Origin of the sequence: Streptomyces sp. NPDC002779, from assembly GCF_042888685.1 — a bacterium.
Taxonomy (GTDB): Bacteria; Actinomycetota; Actinomycetes; order Streptomycetales; family Streptomycetaceae; genus Streptomyces.
In genome coordinates, this window is sequence record NZ_JBIAQC010000002.1 from 837,493 (window position 1) to 853,660 (window position 16,168).

The window sequence follows — 16,168 nt, forward strand, 5'->3', positions numbered from 1 at the left end:
GCGGTGGTGCGATGGTGGTGCGATGGTCGTACGGCGGTTCTGCGGCGCAGAACGGCCAGGTAGCCTTTTCCCGTGCCCCGTCTGTCTGAAGTCATCGCCGCGCTGGAGAACCTGTGGCCCGCCGAGCGGGCCGAGTCCTGGGACGCGGTCGGCACCGTCGTGGGCGACCCCGACCAGGAGGTCACCCGGGTCCTGTTCGCCGTCGACCCGGTCCAGGAGATCGTCGACGAGGCGGTCAAGCTGGACGCCGACCTGCTCGTCACCCACCACCCGCTCTACCTGCGCGGTACGACGACGGTAGCGGCCTCGCACTTCAAGGGCCGGGTCGTCCACACCCTGATCAAGAACGACATCGCGCTGCACGTGGCGCACACCAACGCCGACACGGCGGACCCCGGAGTGAGCGACGCGCTGGCCGGCGCCCTGGACCTGCGGGTCGTACGGCCCCTGGTGCCGGACCCGGCCGACCCGTCCGGACGCCGCGGCCTCGGCCGTATCTGCGAACTGGACCACCCGGTCACCGTCCGCGAGCTCGCCGCCCGCGCAGCCGCCCGGCTGCCCGCCACCGCGCAGGGCATCCGGGTCGCCGGCGACCCCGAGACGACCGTCCGGACGATCGCCGTCAGCGGCGGCTCGGGCGACAGCCTCTTCGACGCCGTACGAGCCTCGGGCGTCGACGCCTTCCTCACCGCGGACCTGCGCCACCACCCGGCGTCCGAAGCGGTGTCCCACACTCCTCTCGCGCTGCTCGACGCGGCGCACTGGGCCACCGAGTGGCCCTGGTGCGAACAGGCCGCCGCCCAGCTCGACGAGATCTCCGACCGCCATGGCTGGAACCTCCGCGTCCATGTCTCGAAGACGGTCACAGACCCCTGGACCAGTCACTCCCCTTCACCTGGAGCCCCCAACTGAACGCCGCGCCCGCCGACCAGATCCGCCTTCTCGAGGTCCAGGCCCTCGACGTCCGCCTCCAGCAGCTCGCGCACAAGCGCCGGTCGCTGCCCGAGCACGCCGAGATCGAGTCACTGACCAAGGACCTCACCCAGCTGCGCGACCTGCTCGTGGCCGCCCAGACCGAGGAGAGCGACACCGCCCGCGAGCAGACCAAGGCCGAGCAGGACGTCGACCAGGTCCGCCAGCGGGCCGTCCGCGACCAGCAGCGCCTGGACTCCGGCGCGGTCAGCTCCCCGAAGGACCTGGAGAACCTCCAGCGCGAGATCGCCTCCCTCGCCAAGCGCCAGGGTGACCTGGAGGACGTGGTCCTGGAGGTCATGGAGCGCCGCGAGTCCGCGCAGGAGCGGGTCGCCGAGCTGACCGAGCGGGTCGGCTCCGTGGAGTCGAAGATCGACGACGCGACCAGCCGCCGTGACGCCGCGTTCGAGTCGCTGGACGGTGAGGCGGCGACCGTGACCAAGGAGCGCGAGGTCATCGCGGGCGCGATCCCGGCCGACCTCCTCAAGCTCTACGAGAAGCTGCGCGAGCAGCAGGGCGGGGTCGGCGCGGCCAAGCTGCAGGCGCGTACCTGCCAGGGCTGCCGCCAGGAGCTGTCGATCACCGACATCAACGAGATCCGCGCGGCGGCGCCCGACACGGTGGTGCGCTGCGAGAACTGCCGCCGCATCCTGGTGCGTACGGCGGAATCGGGTCTGTAGACCTTGGCCGGCCGGTAAGGGGCTTGGTTCGTGAGGGAGTTCATCGTCGAGGCGGACGGCGGGTCACGGGGCAACCCGGGGCCCGCGGGCTACGGCGCGGTGGTCTTCGACGCCGCTACGGGGCAGACGCTGGCGGAGCGGTCCGAGTACCTCGGCGTGGTCACGAACAACGTCGCCGAGTACCGGGGCCTGCTGGCCGGCCTGCGAGCCGCCTTCGACCTGGACCCGACCGCGACGGTGCACGTTCGCATGGACTCCAAGCTCGTCGTGGAGCAGATGTCGGGCCGCTGGAAGATCAAGCACCCCGACATGAAGCCGCTGGCCATGGAGGCGTCACGAGTGTTCCCACCGGAGCGGGTGACGTACGAGTGGATTCCACGGGAGCGGAACAAGGTGGCGGATCGCTTGGCCAACGAGGCGATGGATGCGGGGACTTCGGGGACCTCCCGGGGGTCCGCTGCATCCGGGGCTTCTGCTGTGTCTGGGGCTGTCGTGGGCGGGCCTTCGGTTGAGTCCGGGGGGCCTGTCGCTGCGGGTGCGGTGGCCAGGGGCACCGGTGCCGCCGGGGGCGGTGACGACGCCGGGGCCGTGGTCGGCGGAGCGGGCGCCGCGGGTGCGGTGGCCGGGGGCGCTGGTGCCGCCAGGCCCGAAGCCGCCGGGGCGGACGCCGCGAGGGCCGATGCCGCCACGGCCGTCCCCGGTGGGGGCGACGCTGCATGGGCCGCAGCTGCCGGGGCTGACGCCGCCGGACCCGCAGCCGCTGGGGCTGACGGCGCCGGGGCCGCAACCGGTGGGGCTGACGCCGCCAAGGCCGTAGCCGCCGGACCCGCAGCCGCTGGGGCTGACGGCGCCGGGGCCGCAACCGGTGGGGCTGACGCCGCCAAGGCCGTAGCCGCCGGGCCCGCAGCCGCTGAGGCTGACGCCGCGACCGACCCCGCCAAGGCCGACGCCGACGTCCGTGCCGCGAAGACCGTGGCGAGTCCCGGATGGGCTCCCGCCGACATGGGCGCGCCCGCGACCTTCGTGCTCCTGCGCCATGGCGAAACCGCGCTGACTCCGCAGAAGCGGTTCTCCGGAAGCGGCGGCAGCGACCCCGTGCTGTCGGAGATCGGCCGGGACCAGGCCGAGCGGGTCGGCGCCGCGCTGGCCCGGCGCGGGACGATCCAGGCCATCGTGGCGTCCCCCCTCGCCCGTACCCGCGAGACCGCCGCCGCCGTAGCCAGGCGGCTCGGCCTTGAGGTGGCCGTCGACGAGGGCCTGCGCGAGACGGACTTCGGCGCCTGGGAGGGCCTGACCTTCGGCGAGGTCCGCGACCGCTACCCGGACGACCTCAACGCCTGGCTCGCCGACCCCGAGGCCCGCCCCACCGGCAACGGCGAGAGCTTCACCGAGACCGCCACCCGTATCGCCGCGACCCGCGACAAGCTGATCGCCGCCTACGCCGGCCGCACGGTCCTCCTGGTCAGCCATGTCACGCCGATCAAGACCTTCGTACGGCTGGCCCTGGGCGCCCCGCCCGAGTCCCTGTTCCGGATGGAACTCTCGGCGGCCTCCCTGTCGGCGGTGGCGTACTACGCCGACGGCAACGCGAGCGTACGGCTCTTCAACGACACGTCCCACCTGCGCTGAGCCCCGCCGCGGCCCGGGCCAGCCTCTCGATCCGCGCCCAGTCCCGAGCGGCGACGGCATCGCCGGGAATCATCCAACTCCCGCCCACACAACCCACATTGGGCAACGCCAGATACTCAGGCGCGGACTCGACCCCGATCCCCCCGGTCGGACAGAACCGCGCCTGCGGCAACGGCCCGGCCAGAGACCTCAGATACGCCGTCCCCCCGGCGGCCTGCGCCGGAAAGAACTTCATCTCCCGCACCCCGCGCTCCAACAGCGCGACGACTTCGGAAGCCGTCGACACCCCCGGCAGGAACGGCACGCCGGACGACCGCATGGCCTCCAGCAGTACGGCCGTCCAGCCCGGACTGACAAGGAAACGTGCCCCGGCGTCGACGGCCGCCGTCACCTGATCCGGCGTGATGACGGTCCCCGCCCCGACGACGGCATCCGGCACGTCGGCCGCGATGGCCCGTATCGCATCCAGCGCCCCCGCCGTCCGCAGGGTCACCTCGATCGCGGGCAGCCCCCCGGCCACGAGCGCCCGAGCGAGCGGCACGGCGTCGGACGCGTCCTCGATCACGACGACAGGGAGGACGGGGGCGAGATCCAGCACGGAGGTCATGCCGGACATCCTGCCGCCGCCGTGCAGTATGTGCAAAGGTCATTGCGCATACTGCAATGGAATGGCAGATGGTTCAGTGAATCTCGTCCACCAGCACATCCAGCGACCAAGAGGCACCGGCCTTGCTCGGCACCGTGGCCTCCACCTCGTACCCGAGATCCCGCAGCGCCTCGACCAGCTCGGCCGGACCACCGGGCTTCGTGCCGGACGTGAGCAGACTGCGCACGATCCGTCCCTTCGTCGCCTTGTTGAAGTGGCTGACGACCTTCCGGGTCGGCGCGTGCAGCACCCGTACGCTCGCCGTCCGCCCGGCGATCTCACCCGTGGGCTTCCAGGCCGCCGCGTACGCAGCGGACCGCAGATCCAGTACGAGCCCGTCTCCCGCGGCATCGGGAAGCGCCGCCGCCATGGCCGTACGCCAATGACTGCTCAGTGCCCCGAGCCCCGGCAGCTTCACGCCCATCGAGCACCGGTAGGAGGGGATCTTGTCGGTCACCCGGACCGCACCCCACAGCCCCGAGAACACGAGCACCGAGCGCGCCGCCCGCTTCTTGGCGGCGGTGTCGAGGGAGGCGAGGTCGAGGGCGTCGTAGAGGACACCGGTGTAGATCTCCCCGGCGGGCCGAGCACCAGCGGTCCGCAGCTCGGCATTCTTGGAGACCTCGCCCCGCAGCCCCTCACTCAGCCCGAGAACCTCCCGCGCCTTCTCCTCGTCCGCCGCACACAGCTCGACGAGTTCGTCGAGTACGGCCGCACGGGCCTCGGCGAGCCCTGGCAGCGACAGCGACTCCAGCTTCAACGGGGCACCACGGCCGGAAGACGCCTTGCCTTCGGAGGGCGGCAGCAGGACAAGCACGGGTGGATCTCCTTCTGTAGAACTCGGCCAAGCGTACGGTGTGCCTCCGGGCGGCCTCCGCCCTACGCTCGCTGTATGCCTCGCCGCCACATCCGCGTGACCGACGCCCCGGAAGCCCCGCTTCGGGCCGCCCTCACCGCGTTGCGAACCGAGCTCGACATCGACGAGACCTTCCCGCCGGAGGTACTGGCGGAAGCCGAGAGGGCCGCGCGAGACCCCGCGCTGCCGGTGGAGGACGCCACGGACGTCCCCCTCTTCACCATCGACCCACCCACGTCCACCGACCTCGACCAGGCGATGCACCTGTCCCGCCACGGCACCGGCTACCGCGTGCGGTACGCCATCGCGGACGTGGCCGCCTTCGTCGAACCGGGCACGGCGCTCGACGCCGAGACCCACCGCCGCGTCATGACCCTCTACTTTCCGGACACCCGCATCCCCCTGCACCCGGCGGTCCTCAGCGAGGACGCGGCGAGCCTGCTGCCGGGCCAGACCCGCCCGGCGGCGCTGTGGACGATCGACCTCGACGCGGAAGGCCGCCCGCTGACCGTGGACGTCCGCCGCTCACTGGTCCGCAGCAGGGCGAAGCTGGACTACGCGGCCGTACAGAAGGAGATCGAGGACGGAACGGCCGAGGAGCCGCTGGCCCTGCTGGCGGAGATCGGCCGGCTGAGGGAGGCCCTGGAGGTGGACAGGGGAGGCATCTCCCTGAACGTCCCCGAGCAGGAGATCGTGCAGCGCAACGGCGGTTACGAACTGAGCTTCCGGGCCCCGCTCCCGGCGGAGGGCTGGAACGCGCAGATCTCCCTCCTGACCGGGCTGGCGGCGGCGGATCTGATGCTGTCGTCCGGCACGGGTGTGCTGCGCACGCTCCCGGCCGCCCCGGACGGAGCGGTGGGCCGCCTGCGCCGTACCGCGCACGCCCTGCACATCGACTGGCCGCACCACGTGTCGTATGCGCAGCTGGTGCGCTCCCTGGACCCTTCGGTACCGCACCACGCGGCGTTCCTGCAGGAGTGCACGACGCTGCTGCGGGGCGCGGGCTACACGGTCTTCCGGGACGGCGACCTCCCGGACATCGTGACGCACTCGGCGGTAGCTGCGCCGTACGCCCACTGCACCGCCCCTTTGCGCCGCCTGGCCGACCGCTTCGCGTCCGAGCTGTGCCTCGCGGCGGCAGCGGGCGGGCCCCCGCCGGAGTGGGTCCTCTCGGCCATGGACGCGCTGCCCAAGGAGATGGCGGACGGTTCGCGGCGGGCCGGGACGGTGGAGCGGTCGTGCGTGGACATCGTGGAGGCGGCGCTGATGGAGGGCCGGGTGGGGGAGGTGTTCGACGCGTGGGTGGTGGACGTGGACGGGCGCCGGCCGGGGGTCGGGACGGTGCAGTTGGAGAGCCCGGCGGTGATAGGGCGGGTGGAGAGCGGCGACGGGGCGCTGCCATTGGGGGAGCGGGTGCGCGTACGCCTCACGCAGGCGGATCCGGTGGCGGCGAAGGTACGTTTCGCTCCCGCGTGACGATCTGGACGGTCCGCCGGATGGCTTCGGCCTGGGCGGGGGCGAAGTCGGCGTAGAGGGCGCGGAGGAAGCTGTTGTCGTGGTCGATGGGAGAGGCGCGCGTGAGGTCGCCGGGGAGACAGTCGACGAGGGCCCGGGCGGCCTGCTCCACCCGGGGATCGTCGGGTTCGGCGTCGGCGAGGTCGTCGAGGAGGGCGTAGGCGGCACGAGCGCGCTCGACGCCGGCGGGGTCCTCCATGGCTGCGCTCATGATCCCCGAGAGCCGCTCGCGCTCCTCCGGACCGGCGGTGCTCTCCATGAGGGCGAGGATCTCCCGGTCCTTGGCGGCCATGGGGGAGTCGGAGAGATGGGCGGTACGGCGGAAGAGGGAGGCAAGCTCGGGAGAAACGGGCCCTTCGACGGAGACCCCGTCCTCCATGAGCGCCCGCAACCGAGCCCGCCGCTCCCGTAGCGCAGCCTCCTGCCGAGCAAGATCCTCGTCGAGCTCGGCAAGCACCTCGGCGAGATCCTTCCCGACATCATCGGCCAGCACATCCCGCACCTCCCCGAGCCCGAGCCCCAACTCGGTGAGCCGCCTTATACGAGCGAGCACGACGGCATGCCGGAGGGTGTAGTCCCGGTACCCATTGCTCAGCCGCTCGGGCTCCGGGAGCAGCCCGAGATGGTGGTAATGCCGAATGGCTCGGGTGGTGACCCCAACCGCATCGGCCAGCTCTCCGATACGCATACGACCAGTAGAAACCTTGACGCGACGGCAGGGTCAAGCGAGCGGTGTCCTGACGGTGCCAGGGCTCGTGTGCCACGATCGAGGGAACGGTTCCCGATCTCACGTACAGGTGATCAGCCGATGTCCGACTCTGGCGAGCGACCGAAGGAGGGGCGTGACATGACTGCCGTGGCCCACGAGCCGCTCACGCAGGAACAGGTCCTGCTGGAGGGCTTTCTCGCCCTGGACACCCCGGAGGGATTCCGGGCGGAGCTGATCGAGGGGGAGATCGTTGTGACGCCGCCGCCGGACGGGGATCACGAGAAGTACATCAGCCGGATCGTGCGGCAAGTGATCAAGCTGTCCCGGATCGAGATGGATTTCTCCGGGAACAAGGGGCTGAGGCTGGCAAGGGAGGAAGCGGGCCCGGCACACCATGTGATCCCTGACGTCACCTTCGCGCCCGTCGATGCAGACGCCTTCGGGGGCGCCGGCTCTTGGATGCCCTGCGTTGGCGTCGCCATGGTTGTGGAGGTGACGTCCACCCGGCCCAGGGCCGACAGGGACGCCAAGCGTCGCTGCTACGCCCGCGGCGGCATCCCCCTCTACTTGCTCATCGACCGTGACTCGTCCTCGATCACACTCTTCAGCGATCCGGAGAAGGACGACTACCGGGAGCACCGCACCCGTCCCTTCGGCAAGGCCATCACCCTCCCCGCCCCGTTCGCCTTCGACCTGGAGACGTCCGACTTCCTCTGAGCGCCTAGTACCATGGTCGACACGGCAGACGAGCCGGGCGGGCGGCCGCGTGGAGGTTCTTGGACCTCCCCGAGGAACGTCCGGGCTCCACAGGGCAGGGTGGTGGCTAACGGCCACCCGGGGTGACCCGCGGGACAGTGCCACAGAAAGCAAACCGCCGGGGGCCGCAAGGCCCTCGGTAAGGGTGAAACGGTGGTGTAAGAGACCACCAGCGCCTGAGGTGACTCAGGCGGCTAGGTAAACCCCACCCGGAGCAAGGTCAAGAGGGGCCGCCTTTCGAGGTGACCCTGCGCGGACGTTCGAGGGCTGCCCGCCCGAGTCCGCGGGTAGACCGCACGAGGCCGGTGGCAACGCCGGCCCTAGATGGATGGCCGTCGCCGGGGGCCCCGCGAGGAACCCCCGGAACAGAACCCGGCGTACAGCCCGACTCGTCTGCCGCCACTCCGCGTCGGTCGGTTCCGTCGCGGACAGCTATGACAACGCGATGGCCGAAGCGTTGCACGGTACCTTCAAGGCCGAACTGATCGAGATGCAAGGGCCCTGGACCGGCTTCGACCAGGTCGAGCGGGCGATCTTCCAGTGGGTCACGTGGTACAACGAAGAACGCCTCCACTCCGCCCTCGACTACGTACCGCCCGCCGAGTACGAACGCGACGTCCGTCGGAGCCAGGAGCCAGTCCCGCAGTCCGCCTGGAACAAGATCACCGGACTCTACGAACGCGGGGCAGCTCATCCGGGTGTCACCCGTCGCAAGAGACGTTCGCTGAACCGGCCGGACGCGAAGGCGAAGCCGGCCCCGGACCTGATCGGCCGCGACTTCCAGGCCGAGCGGCCCAGGACCCGGCTGGTCTGCGACATTACCTGCCTGCCCACCGCCGAAGGCTGGCTCTACCTCGCCTGCTGGCCGGACCTGGCTACTCGCGAGGTCGTCGGCTACGCCATGGCCGACCACCATCGCGCCGAACTCGTCGTCGTCGCTCTCGACATGGCCCACGGCCGGGACGGACTCGAGCCCGGCTGCGTGGTCCGCAGCGGTCGCGGCAGCGAATACACGTCAACCAGTTCCGTCACACCATAGGGCAGTTGGGACTGCGACAGAGGTGCGGACGCACCGGATCGTGCTTCGACAACGCTGCCGCGGACAGCTTCTGGGCCCTGCTCGAAGAGGAGATCGGCACCCGCGCCTGGCCCGACCGGGCCACCGCCCTTGCCGAGGCCTTCTGCAACCGCCGCCGCCTGCGCATGCACCGGACTTTCGGCTATCTCACCCCGGCCGAGACCAGGCCGCGGCATCAGCGCACCCTCGCGGCATCACAATCACGTGTCCGGATCACGGGGAAACTGCACGGATACAAGATCACTTTCTAAAGCCCTGCAGCGTCGGCAGGGCCTGGTGGAAACAGTCACACCACCCCGCTGACCTGCAACATCATCCCCGTCGGACAGATGAAAACGGATCATTGTGCGCAATTCTTACTTATGTACTTGCGTGAGTGGGGGTGTGCGGCATACTTCACGCCTGTGAACCCCAACGACGCCCAGCAAGTGCACCAGGTGTGGAGCCAGTTGCTCACCTGGCTTACAGAAAACGCCCCCAACAATGCGGGCGCACTCGCCCCCGGCGCCCACCCCAACGACATTGCCACCGCTGAGCAAGCCATCGGCCGCACCTTCCCCCCGGCCCTCGCCACCCTCCTTGGCCTCACCAACGGCGTAAAGCCCGGCTCCGCACGCGAAACCCGTGCCGGGGCAGCCACTGAAGGTCTCTTCCTGCACAGCGACCGGCACCTGCTCTCCACCACCCACATCCCCGAGGTGTACGCCTACCAGAGGCAGCGCGGCACCGAAGGCGGCAACGACGACTACTGGCAGCCCGGGTGGATTCCCTTCGCCGTCGACGCAGACTGGCTCTGCGGCTTGTTCATCGATTCCCGCACCGCAGCCGTCGGCACGTGGAGCGACTACGGCGAGATCCGCGAGCACGCCTTCCCTGACCTGCCCGCTTTCTTCGACCATCAGCTCCAGCTTATGAGGAGGCTTGTCCCGGAAGGCGAGCACTACGAGATCAAGCCGCTCAGTGCGCGTACGGCTGATGACCCTCCGGGATGCATCACGGGCGGCGTCATTGAATGGGATTGACAAGCACGAACCCCCCACGGCTTCCCGTGGGGGGTTCGTGCTTGTTCAGTTGCCTACCTACGGAAGGGTGAACCCGTCGAGGTCAACCCAGTACTGGTCGTCTTCCAGAAGCCGCTGGTTGGATATGAACCCGCCGAACGGCTGCATCGACTGTGTGTTCTGCCATGTCGACATGGAGGACCGGCCACAGGGCTCGCTCCACGTCGGATCCGGGTAGTCCGGACGGAGATGGATGGAGGACGTTCCATCGGTGTTGCGCTTGATGTACGTCTGGACGCATTCGGCGCCGCTGTAGGTGACGGGGTTGGGTCCGGAGGGGTTTCCGGCGCTCTCCTTTGCGTTGGCGAAGGCGAACTCGTCACAACTGATTCCGTCTGTGCGCGGCGCTTGGGCATCGATGGTCCACAGGTCACTGAAGTCACCGGTGCCCGAGAACTTGCGCCACTTGCGGCCGCAGATGAACTTGCGGTTCTCGTCCGCCTGGGTTTCGCCCGTGGTGCTGGTCGGGCTCAGCTTCTGCGCCAGGTACGTCAAGGGCTTGCCACCATTGCTGTTGCCCCAGTCGACGTTGGTCTTCTTCCACATCAGGGCGATGTGGGCGGCGGCGCCCGGGAACTTCTTGGAGTTCATGACGTAGGTGGGCTTGTACCAGGAGAAGACGCATCCGCCAGCGGTGGTGACCACGGTGTCGCAGCGGATGGTGAGGTTGTCCTTCTCGGCGGTGGGCGTGGACTTGGTGCGCACGCCGTCGAGGGTTCCTTCGTAGCTCCAGTGCGGGACGATGACGTCCTTGCCGGTGCCGTCCCACGTCATGGTCTGGGTGATGTGGTAGACGTGGCCGTCGCCCACAGTGAAGGACTCGCTGGAGCCGTTGGTGTTCTTCGGCGCCATGGTGCAGTTGCCCCGGCACAGGGAGGTGACGTCGAACGATGTCCGGGTGGCGCCGGTGAGGCTTTGCAGGCTGATGTACATCTCCTGCGTGACGGTTTTGGTGCGGTTGTTGGTGTGGATTTCGTGGATGTAGCGGAACTTGGCCGACTTTGCCGGGTTGTTACTGTCTGCTGCCTGGTTGATGTAGATCTCGTCGATGATGCACGCGTCGGTGCGGTCGAAGTCCATCGACAGGGTCAGGGACGAGCAGGACATGCCGCCTACTGAGGAGGCGGAAGCTGTCTGCGTGGTCATGGCGGACTTGCTGGACTTGGTGGGGGCGCTCAGGGCGCTGGTGCCTCCGAGGGAGAAGAAGCGGCCGTCGATGTGGGCTGCGGGCTCCACCGGGGCGGGCTCAGCGGCGTTGGGGTTCGGGCTGGGGAAGGAGCCCATGTTCAGGCCGTTGTAAGTGCCCGGCACGAAGGCGATGGCGTCGTAGGCGATGTCGGCCGAACCGTCACCGCCGTTGAAGTTGTCGAGGTTCACTTCGGGGATCTGGTCTCCGAAGTAGTAGGCGCCGAGGCTTACCCACTTGTTGGCCTGGTTGGCCTTCTGAGATGTGGGTGCCTCCATTTCGCCTTCGGGGGTCTGGATTCGGTAGACGGCGTTGGAGGTCTGTGCTCCGTGGTCGGGGATGTGGGCGAAGATCTTCGCCTGGCGGGTGGAGTTGGTCAGTGGGGCGTTCAGCTTCCAGGTGCCGGTGACCTTCATCCGGTCACCGGGCGCCGGGAATGACTCAGGCGAGCGGGTGTGGGTGAACCAGAAGTGGTTGCCCCATCCTGCGCCGATCTGGTGGGTGTCCATCTTGCCCGGGTAGGTGGTGACGGTCTGCCCGGTTTCGGCGTCGGTGATGTTCGATGGCTGATAGGTGAGGTTGAACGTTCCTGCTGACTTCACCGGCCCGCACCCTCTGCTGTCGGACCCTGCTGGGGTGAGCCCGTTCGGGAGGTCGTCCACGATCAGGGCGTTCGTCGGCAGGGTGCTGGTGCAGTTCGGCGGGTAGGAGGCGGCGTCCGCCTGCTCCCCGTAGGTGGTGTTGAAGCGGTGGACGGCGTTACCGCACTGGGCGCCGGTGTTGCAGTTCTTCCAGGTGGCGTCCGAGTCCCACCAGCAGTGCAGCCAGTGGGCGTTGGTGTCGGAGTCGCCGGCATCGAGCTGGCAGGCGCCGAGGCCGGGGTCGTTGGAGTCGTTGTCGCCGATCTTGGACGGGACGCAGTCGTTGGAGGCGTTGCAGAACAGGTCGACCGGCGGCTTGGCCTGGGCGCGGTCGAGGTTGGAGTTCCACCATGAGGCCCGGTATCCGGCCTGGAAGTCGCCGGGGGCGAACATGGCGGAGATGGGTCGTGCGGCCCAGCCGATGACCTTCTCCTCATACGGCCAGTCCTGGGGGTGGGCGGCATCCGAGTAGTCGTCCAGCGCACTGTTGGTGTCGTGCTGGAGGAACATGACTCGGTTGGCCTTCCACAGCGGGTTGGCCGGGTTGTTCGTCCAGCCGAGGCCCTTGTGGCCTCCGCTGTCGGCGGTCTCGTAGAAGCCGGAGTTGTACGCCCACAGGGCGTAGAACCAGTTCTCGATCCACTTGGGGTGGCCGTCGTTGACCTGCATCCCCATGCGGTGGACCTGGTTCCACTTGTCGGAGAGGATGCGCACGCCGTAGGCGATGTTCGCGGTGTAGTCGAGGGCGGCGGCTTCCTGGGTGAGGGTCGACAGGGCGGTCTCGCCCGGCTTCGTCTTACCCGCAAGGCGCATGCCGTCGGTCACCTGGGTGATGCCGTAGCCGCAGTCGGCCTCCGACCAGTTGATGCGCCACGGGTCGGCCTGGGTGCCTTCGGCGGTGTATTGGACGCCGTAGTAGTTGCCGATGAGGCTGTTGGCGGTGACGCCGGGGACAGCGAAGCGGGTGGCCTGCCACATGTTGGATTCCTGCGCGGTGATGCCGAGCATGACCTGTGCGGGAACGTGCCACTTGTCGTTGGTGGCGTCCTCGGTGTCGAGGGTGCCGTTGGGGTCACCCGCGAGGAGAAGCGGCGGGAAGAGGCCCTGCGGCTGGTAGCCGCCTGTGCCGGTGTTCTTCCAGTCCATGCTCCGGTAGAAGTCGAGCTTGCCTACAACGGCCTGGTCTACGGCCCATTCCACCTGGCGGGGGGTGGGCTGGAACGCGGCCTTCTTGGAGTCGTTCCGCGTGACGGCGCAGTAGCGCTCATCCGTGCCCTCGGACGGCCCCGTGGGGGATGCGGCGAGGGCTTGGGTGCGCACGGTCTGGGTGGACATGCCACCCTCATCCGTCTTGCCCACCGCGCTCTTCTTCGTCGGCTTCGGGGTTCCGATGGCCGGGGACATGGCGCTGCCCGCCTGGGTGAGCTTTTCACTCAGGTGAGGCGTTGCGTCGAGGGTGATGGTCTTGCCGGTGGCGAGGACCTTCACCGTGTTCCGTGCGGCCCGGACCTGGTTGGCCTTGTCGGGGGTGATGAGGCTGGTCTTGCCGTCGGCCCACATCGTTGTCACGGCGGCATGGCCGTGGCTGGACAGGCGTGCGCCCTTGGCAATGCCACCAGGGTTGGCGACCTGGGTGGGCAGCTTCGTCTTGTTGGCCGCCTTACCGGTGATGTAGACGCGACCGTTGGAGGTGCGGGTCAGGTCCCAGTCGGTGAGCTTGCCCGAGGCGACCACGGCTGCATTCGCCTTGCCCGTACGGGCTTGTGCCGGCGTGAGGTGACGGGCGCGGGCGTTGACCGTGGCACCGGCCTTGCGGTCGATGTCACGGTCGATGAAGGTGACACCGCCGTCCTTGTCGGCGGTGAGCTGGAACGGGACGGTCCTGGTGGTGAGGAGAACCGTCTCCTTCTTGCCGTTCAGGCGTACCAGCTTGTTGCCGTGGGCGGCGACGATGCCGTTCTTCGTGGGAACGGCTGAGGTGACCTGCCCGGGGAACTCGGCCGGCGTGGTCTGCTTGCCGGTGGCAGCGTTGACGGTGATGAGGCGCGTGTTCTGCTTCTTGTCGCCGTCGTGGGAGAGCTGCGTGAACACGACCTGGTCGCCGTTGCCGCAGCCGGGGCTGAAGTAGGCGAGGGAGGCGTTGAAGGGCAGCTTGTTCACCGCGCCGGTCTTGAGGTTGACGATGGCGGCGAACGCGCCGCGCACCATCAGCTCGGGCCGGTTGGTGAAGGTACGCGGTGCGTAGGCGACGGCCGCGTACCTTCCGGATTCGGTGAGGCAGGCGTTACCGATCCAGCTGTCGGCGTCGAAGCCGTCCTCACGCAGACTCGCGGCGGTCTTCCACCCGTAGCCGTCTGCCTCGTCGGCGATGAGGAGGTGGAAGCCGGCCGCATCCCCAGAAGTGGTGAACGCGGTGTCCTGGGACTTGCTGTAGCCAGTGCCGAGCGTCTTGATGCGGTCCTTGGCGGCGATCGCGGCCGGGCGCGGCGTGGTCTTCTTGGTCGTGTTCCAGCCGTTGGCCGCACCCTTGGGCGGGGTGGGTGTGTCGGCCTTTGCGGGCATGGTGAGCGGTATGGCCAGCGCGGTCGCTGTGGCGACCACGAGGGATATCCGCAAGCCTCTGCGGGTTTGCTTCACGTGAGCTGGTGTTCCTGTTTCTCGTAGGTGGTCAGCCGGTTGATGTTCGGCTGTTCGGGGATGGGTCCAAGGCGGGTGCCGCGAACGGTGGATGCCTCGGCTTTGGTCCCTTGGGCGGGGACTTGGCAGAGGCGGTAGGTGTCGGAGGCGACCCAGCCGTCGCCGTCGCCTTGGCCGTCGCTGACCTCGACTGCGTAGTTCTGCACGTTGTCGGTGGTGTTGCGGGCGGTGACGGTGGAGATGGTGTTGCCGGAGCCGCACACGTTGGCGGTGGCGGCTGCGACCTCCGGGTTGGCGCCGATCATCTGCCGGGTGGCGCGTTGGCCCGCTTGTCGACCTTGATGCCGTCGATGGTGACGGCCTTGACCTTTGCCGGGCCAGGCTCCTGCTGCGGCGCAGCGAACGCCGGGGCGGTGACGGCGGCACTGACGAAGAGAGCGGACGCGCGAGCGGTAGGTATCTTCATGCGGGTTTCCCCCTACTTTTCTGATAGTCGTACGAGTGGCGCGCGTGAACCGATCGAAGCGAATGAGTGTTCACACAGAGGCTGTTATTGCGTGTTGATCTTCTTGGCGGCCGTGATCTGCTCGCCGAGGTTCTTCTTGATGCCGTCGAGCTTGGCCTTGTTGTCGGCGATCTGCTTGTTTTGGATCTTGGTCTCTTCGTCGGCCCAGATGCGGATGAGGTTCGTCTGCTCCTTGCAGCCGATGTCCGCGAGCGCGAGAGCGATGGTGTCCTTGGTGGGCTTGTTGTCCTGTGTGGCGCCCTGTTCCATGGCCTTCCACGGGGTGGCGACGTCATGCCCGGCCTTCTTCATGCAGGCGGACCAGTCGCTGACGGCGTTCTTGACGGCGGTCACGTCCTGGGAGGCGACGAGGCTCTGGCCGTTGAGGTCGGAGACGAAGTAGGCGTCCTGCTCGTCCACGCCGGCCTGCTTCTTCGCCCAGCCGGTGCAACCGCCTTCCTTGAGCTTGATGCCGTTGTGCTCGGCGCGGGCGGGCTTGCTGACCGGGGCGGCGAAGTACGGCTCGCCTGCCTTGGTGCCCTTCGGCGGTTCGGTCTCCTCGGGCTTGGTGTGGCCGGTAAGGACTTCGACCTGTACGCCGGTGAGGTCGGGCATGTTCTGCTTGACGTGCTCTTCGAGGACGGGGGCGAGGTTGTAGCCGTGCTTGGTGGCCTGGTCGCGGTCGGTGATGCCGTAGCGGCGCTCGATATTGGCGTCGTTGTTGGACAGCGGGGGGTTCGCGCCGGGCTTGGGGAGGGTGACGGTGAAGCCGTACTCCTTCATGCAGGACGTCGTGAGGGTGTTCTGGGCGTCTTCGATCGTGACGCGGTCGGCGTAGGACACCATGTAGCGCTCCAGCGGAAGGCTGATGCCCTTGGCGAGTCCGGCGGTGGGGGTGGAGTTGGGCCACTTGTCTTTGTTGACGATGGGCTGGCCTGCGGAGGCTGGACTGGGCTTGTCGGCGCTGGCGGTGCAGGCGGTGAGGAAGCTGGTGGCTATCAGGGTGGTGGCGGCGAGCGCCTTGCCGGTGGTGTTCATGCGGGGCTCCTGCTCGGGTGGTTCAGGTGTAGTGCTGGGAGGCGTTGTTGTTCTTGCGGGCGGAGATGAGGTCGAGGTGGCTGCAGCCCCAGCCGCCGGAATCGTTGGCCCAACTGGTCGGCGTCATGGATGTCTTCTTGTCCGGTTCGCGGTCGATGAAGGTGATGCCGCCGTCGGCGTCGGCGGTGATCTGGAACGGGACCGTGTCTGTACGAAGGTGGGGGGACGGTGTCGTTGTTCGGCCGGTGGCCTGGGGCGG

At 68.5% G+C, this 16,168-nt stretch carries 14 protein-coding genes, 1 other RNA gene and 1 pseudogene; 9 read left to right on the forward strand and 7 right to left on the reverse strand.

Annotation, left to right across the window (positions count from 1 at the left end):
• Window positions 1–72 precede the first annotated feature (72 nt).
• The 3 genes from ACFYW5_RS09380 to ACFYW5_RS09390 are packed head-to-tail and all read left to right on the forward strand — an operon-like array spanning window position 73 to window position 3,281.
• Entirely contained in the window at window positions 73–912 is an 840-nt protein-coding gene (locus ACFYW5_RS09380; protein WP_389416333.1) for a Nif3-like dinuclear metal center hexameric protein, read from the forward strand.
• Window positions 909–1,652, forward strand: coding sequence for a zinc ribbon domain-containing protein (locus ACFYW5_RS09385; RefSeq protein ID WP_389416442.1), 744 nt, complete (start codon window positions 909–911; stop codon window positions 1,650–1,652). Before ACFYW5_RS09380 ends, ACFYW5_RS09385 begins: the two co-directional genes overlap by 4 nt.
• Window positions 1,653–1,682: 30 nt before the next feature.
• The gene (locus tag ACFYW5_RS09390) at window positions 1,683–3,281 is read left to right on the forward strand and encodes a bifunctional RNase H/acid phosphatase (RefSeq protein ID WP_389416334.1); all 1,599 of its coding nucleotides are present in this window, start codon (window positions 1,683–1,685) and stop codon (window positions 3,279–3,281) included.
• Here ACFYW5_RS09390 and ACFYW5_RS09395 read toward each other — a convergent pair.
• Window positions 3,256–3,888 (reverse strand): bifunctional 4-hydroxy-2-oxoglutarate aldolase/2-dehydro-3-deoxy-phosphogluconate aldolase, encoded by a 633-nt coding sequence (locus ACFYW5_RS09395; RefSeq protein WP_389416335.1) that lies wholly within the window; start codon window positions 3,886–3,888, stop codon window positions 3,256–3,258. The two genes, ACFYW5_RS09390 and ACFYW5_RS09395, sit on opposite strands and share 26 nt — an antisense overlap.
• 73 nt (window positions 3,889–3,961) lie before the next feature.
• The gene (yaaA, locus tag ACFYW5_RS09400; protein ID WP_389416336.1) at window positions 3,962–4,744 is read right to left on the reverse strand and encodes a peroxide stress protein YaaA; all 783 of its coding nucleotides are present in this window, start codon (window positions 4,742–4,744) and stop codon (window positions 3,962–3,964) included.
• 75 nt (window positions 4,745–4,819) lie between these two features.
• Here yaaA and ACFYW5_RS09405 point away from each other — a divergent pair, with 75 nt between their 5' ends.
• Window positions 4,820–6,259 carry an RNB domain-containing ribonuclease gene (locus tag ACFYW5_RS09405; protein WP_389416337.1) on the forward strand — a complete coding sequence of 480 codons (1,440 nt, stop codon included), beginning with the start codon at window positions 4,820–4,822 and terminating at the stop codon, window positions 6,257–6,259.
• Here the strand turns inward: ACFYW5_RS09405 and ACFYW5_RS09410 are convergent.
• Complete coding sequence (locus tag ACFYW5_RS09410) at window positions 6,210–6,986, reverse strand: MerR family transcriptional regulator (protein WP_389416338.1); 777 nt, start codon at window positions 6,984–6,986, stop codon at window positions 6,210–6,212. The two genes, ACFYW5_RS09405 and ACFYW5_RS09410, sit on opposite strands and share 50 nt — an antisense overlap.
• 159 nt (window positions 6,987–7,145) lie before the next feature.
• On the opposite strand from ACFYW5_RS09410, the gene ACFYW5_RS09415 reads away from it, so the two are divergent.
• From ACFYW5_RS09415 to ACFYW5_RS09435, 5 genes and pseudogenes are all read left to right on the forward strand, one after another.
• Window positions 7,146–7,724, forward strand: coding sequence for a Uma2 family endonuclease (locus ACFYW5_RS09415; protein WP_389416339.1), 579 nt, complete (start codon window positions 7,146–7,148; stop codon window positions 7,722–7,724).
• A gap of 29 nt (window positions 7,725–7,753) precedes the next feature.
• Window positions 7,754–8,159, forward strand: an RNA gene (gene rnpB, locus ACFYW5_RS09420) — RNase P RNA component class A.
• Between the two features lie 28 nt (window positions 8,160–8,187).
• A pseudogene (locus tag ACFYW5_RS09425) lies at window positions 8,188–8,802 on the forward strand (integrase core domain-containing protein); the annotation flags it as partial.
• A 5-nt stretch (window positions 8,803–8,807) separates the two neighbouring features.
• Window positions 8,808–9,092 carry a hypothetical protein gene (locus tag ACFYW5_RS09430; RefSeq protein ID WP_389416340.1) on the forward strand — a complete coding sequence of 95 codons (285 nt, stop codon included), beginning with the start codon at window positions 8,808–8,810 and terminating at the stop codon, window positions 9,090–9,092.
• Between the two features lie 153 nt (window positions 9,093–9,245).
• A complete protein-coding gene (locus ACFYW5_RS09435) occupies window positions 9,246–9,863 on the forward strand; it encodes an SMI1/KNR4 family protein (protein WP_389416341.1) in 618 nt (205 codons plus the stop codon).
• 57 nt (window positions 9,864–9,920) lie between these two features.
• On the opposite strand, the gene ACFYW5_RS09440 is transcribed toward ACFYW5_RS09435, so the two are convergent.
• From ACFYW5_RS09440 to ACFYW5_RS09455, 4 genes are all read right to left on the reverse strand, one after another.
• Window positions 9,921–14,330: a hypothetical protein gene (locus ACFYW5_RS09440; protein ID WP_389416342.1), complete on the reverse strand. Its 4,410-nt coding sequence runs from the start codon at window positions 14,328–14,330 to the stop codon at window positions 9,921–9,923.
• Between the two features lie 32 nt (window positions 14,331–14,362).
• The gene (locus ACFYW5_RS09445; protein ID WP_389416343.1) at window positions 14,363–14,671 is read right to left on the reverse strand and encodes a hypothetical protein; all 309 of its coding nucleotides are present in this window, start codon (window positions 14,669–14,671) and stop codon (window positions 14,363–14,365) included.
• Entirely contained in the window at window positions 14,668–14,832 is a 165-nt protein-coding gene (locus tag ACFYW5_RS09450; RefSeq protein WP_389416344.1) for a hypothetical protein, read from the reverse strand. Before ACFYW5_RS09450 ends, ACFYW5_RS09445 begins: the two co-directional genes overlap by 4 nt.
• Before the next feature lie 84 nt (window positions 14,833–14,916).
• Window positions 14,917–15,909, reverse strand: coding sequence for a hypothetical protein (locus tag ACFYW5_RS09455; protein WP_389416345.1), 993 nt, complete (start codon window positions 15,907–15,909; stop codon window positions 14,917–14,919).
• Window positions 15,910–16,168 lie beyond the last annotated feature (259 nt).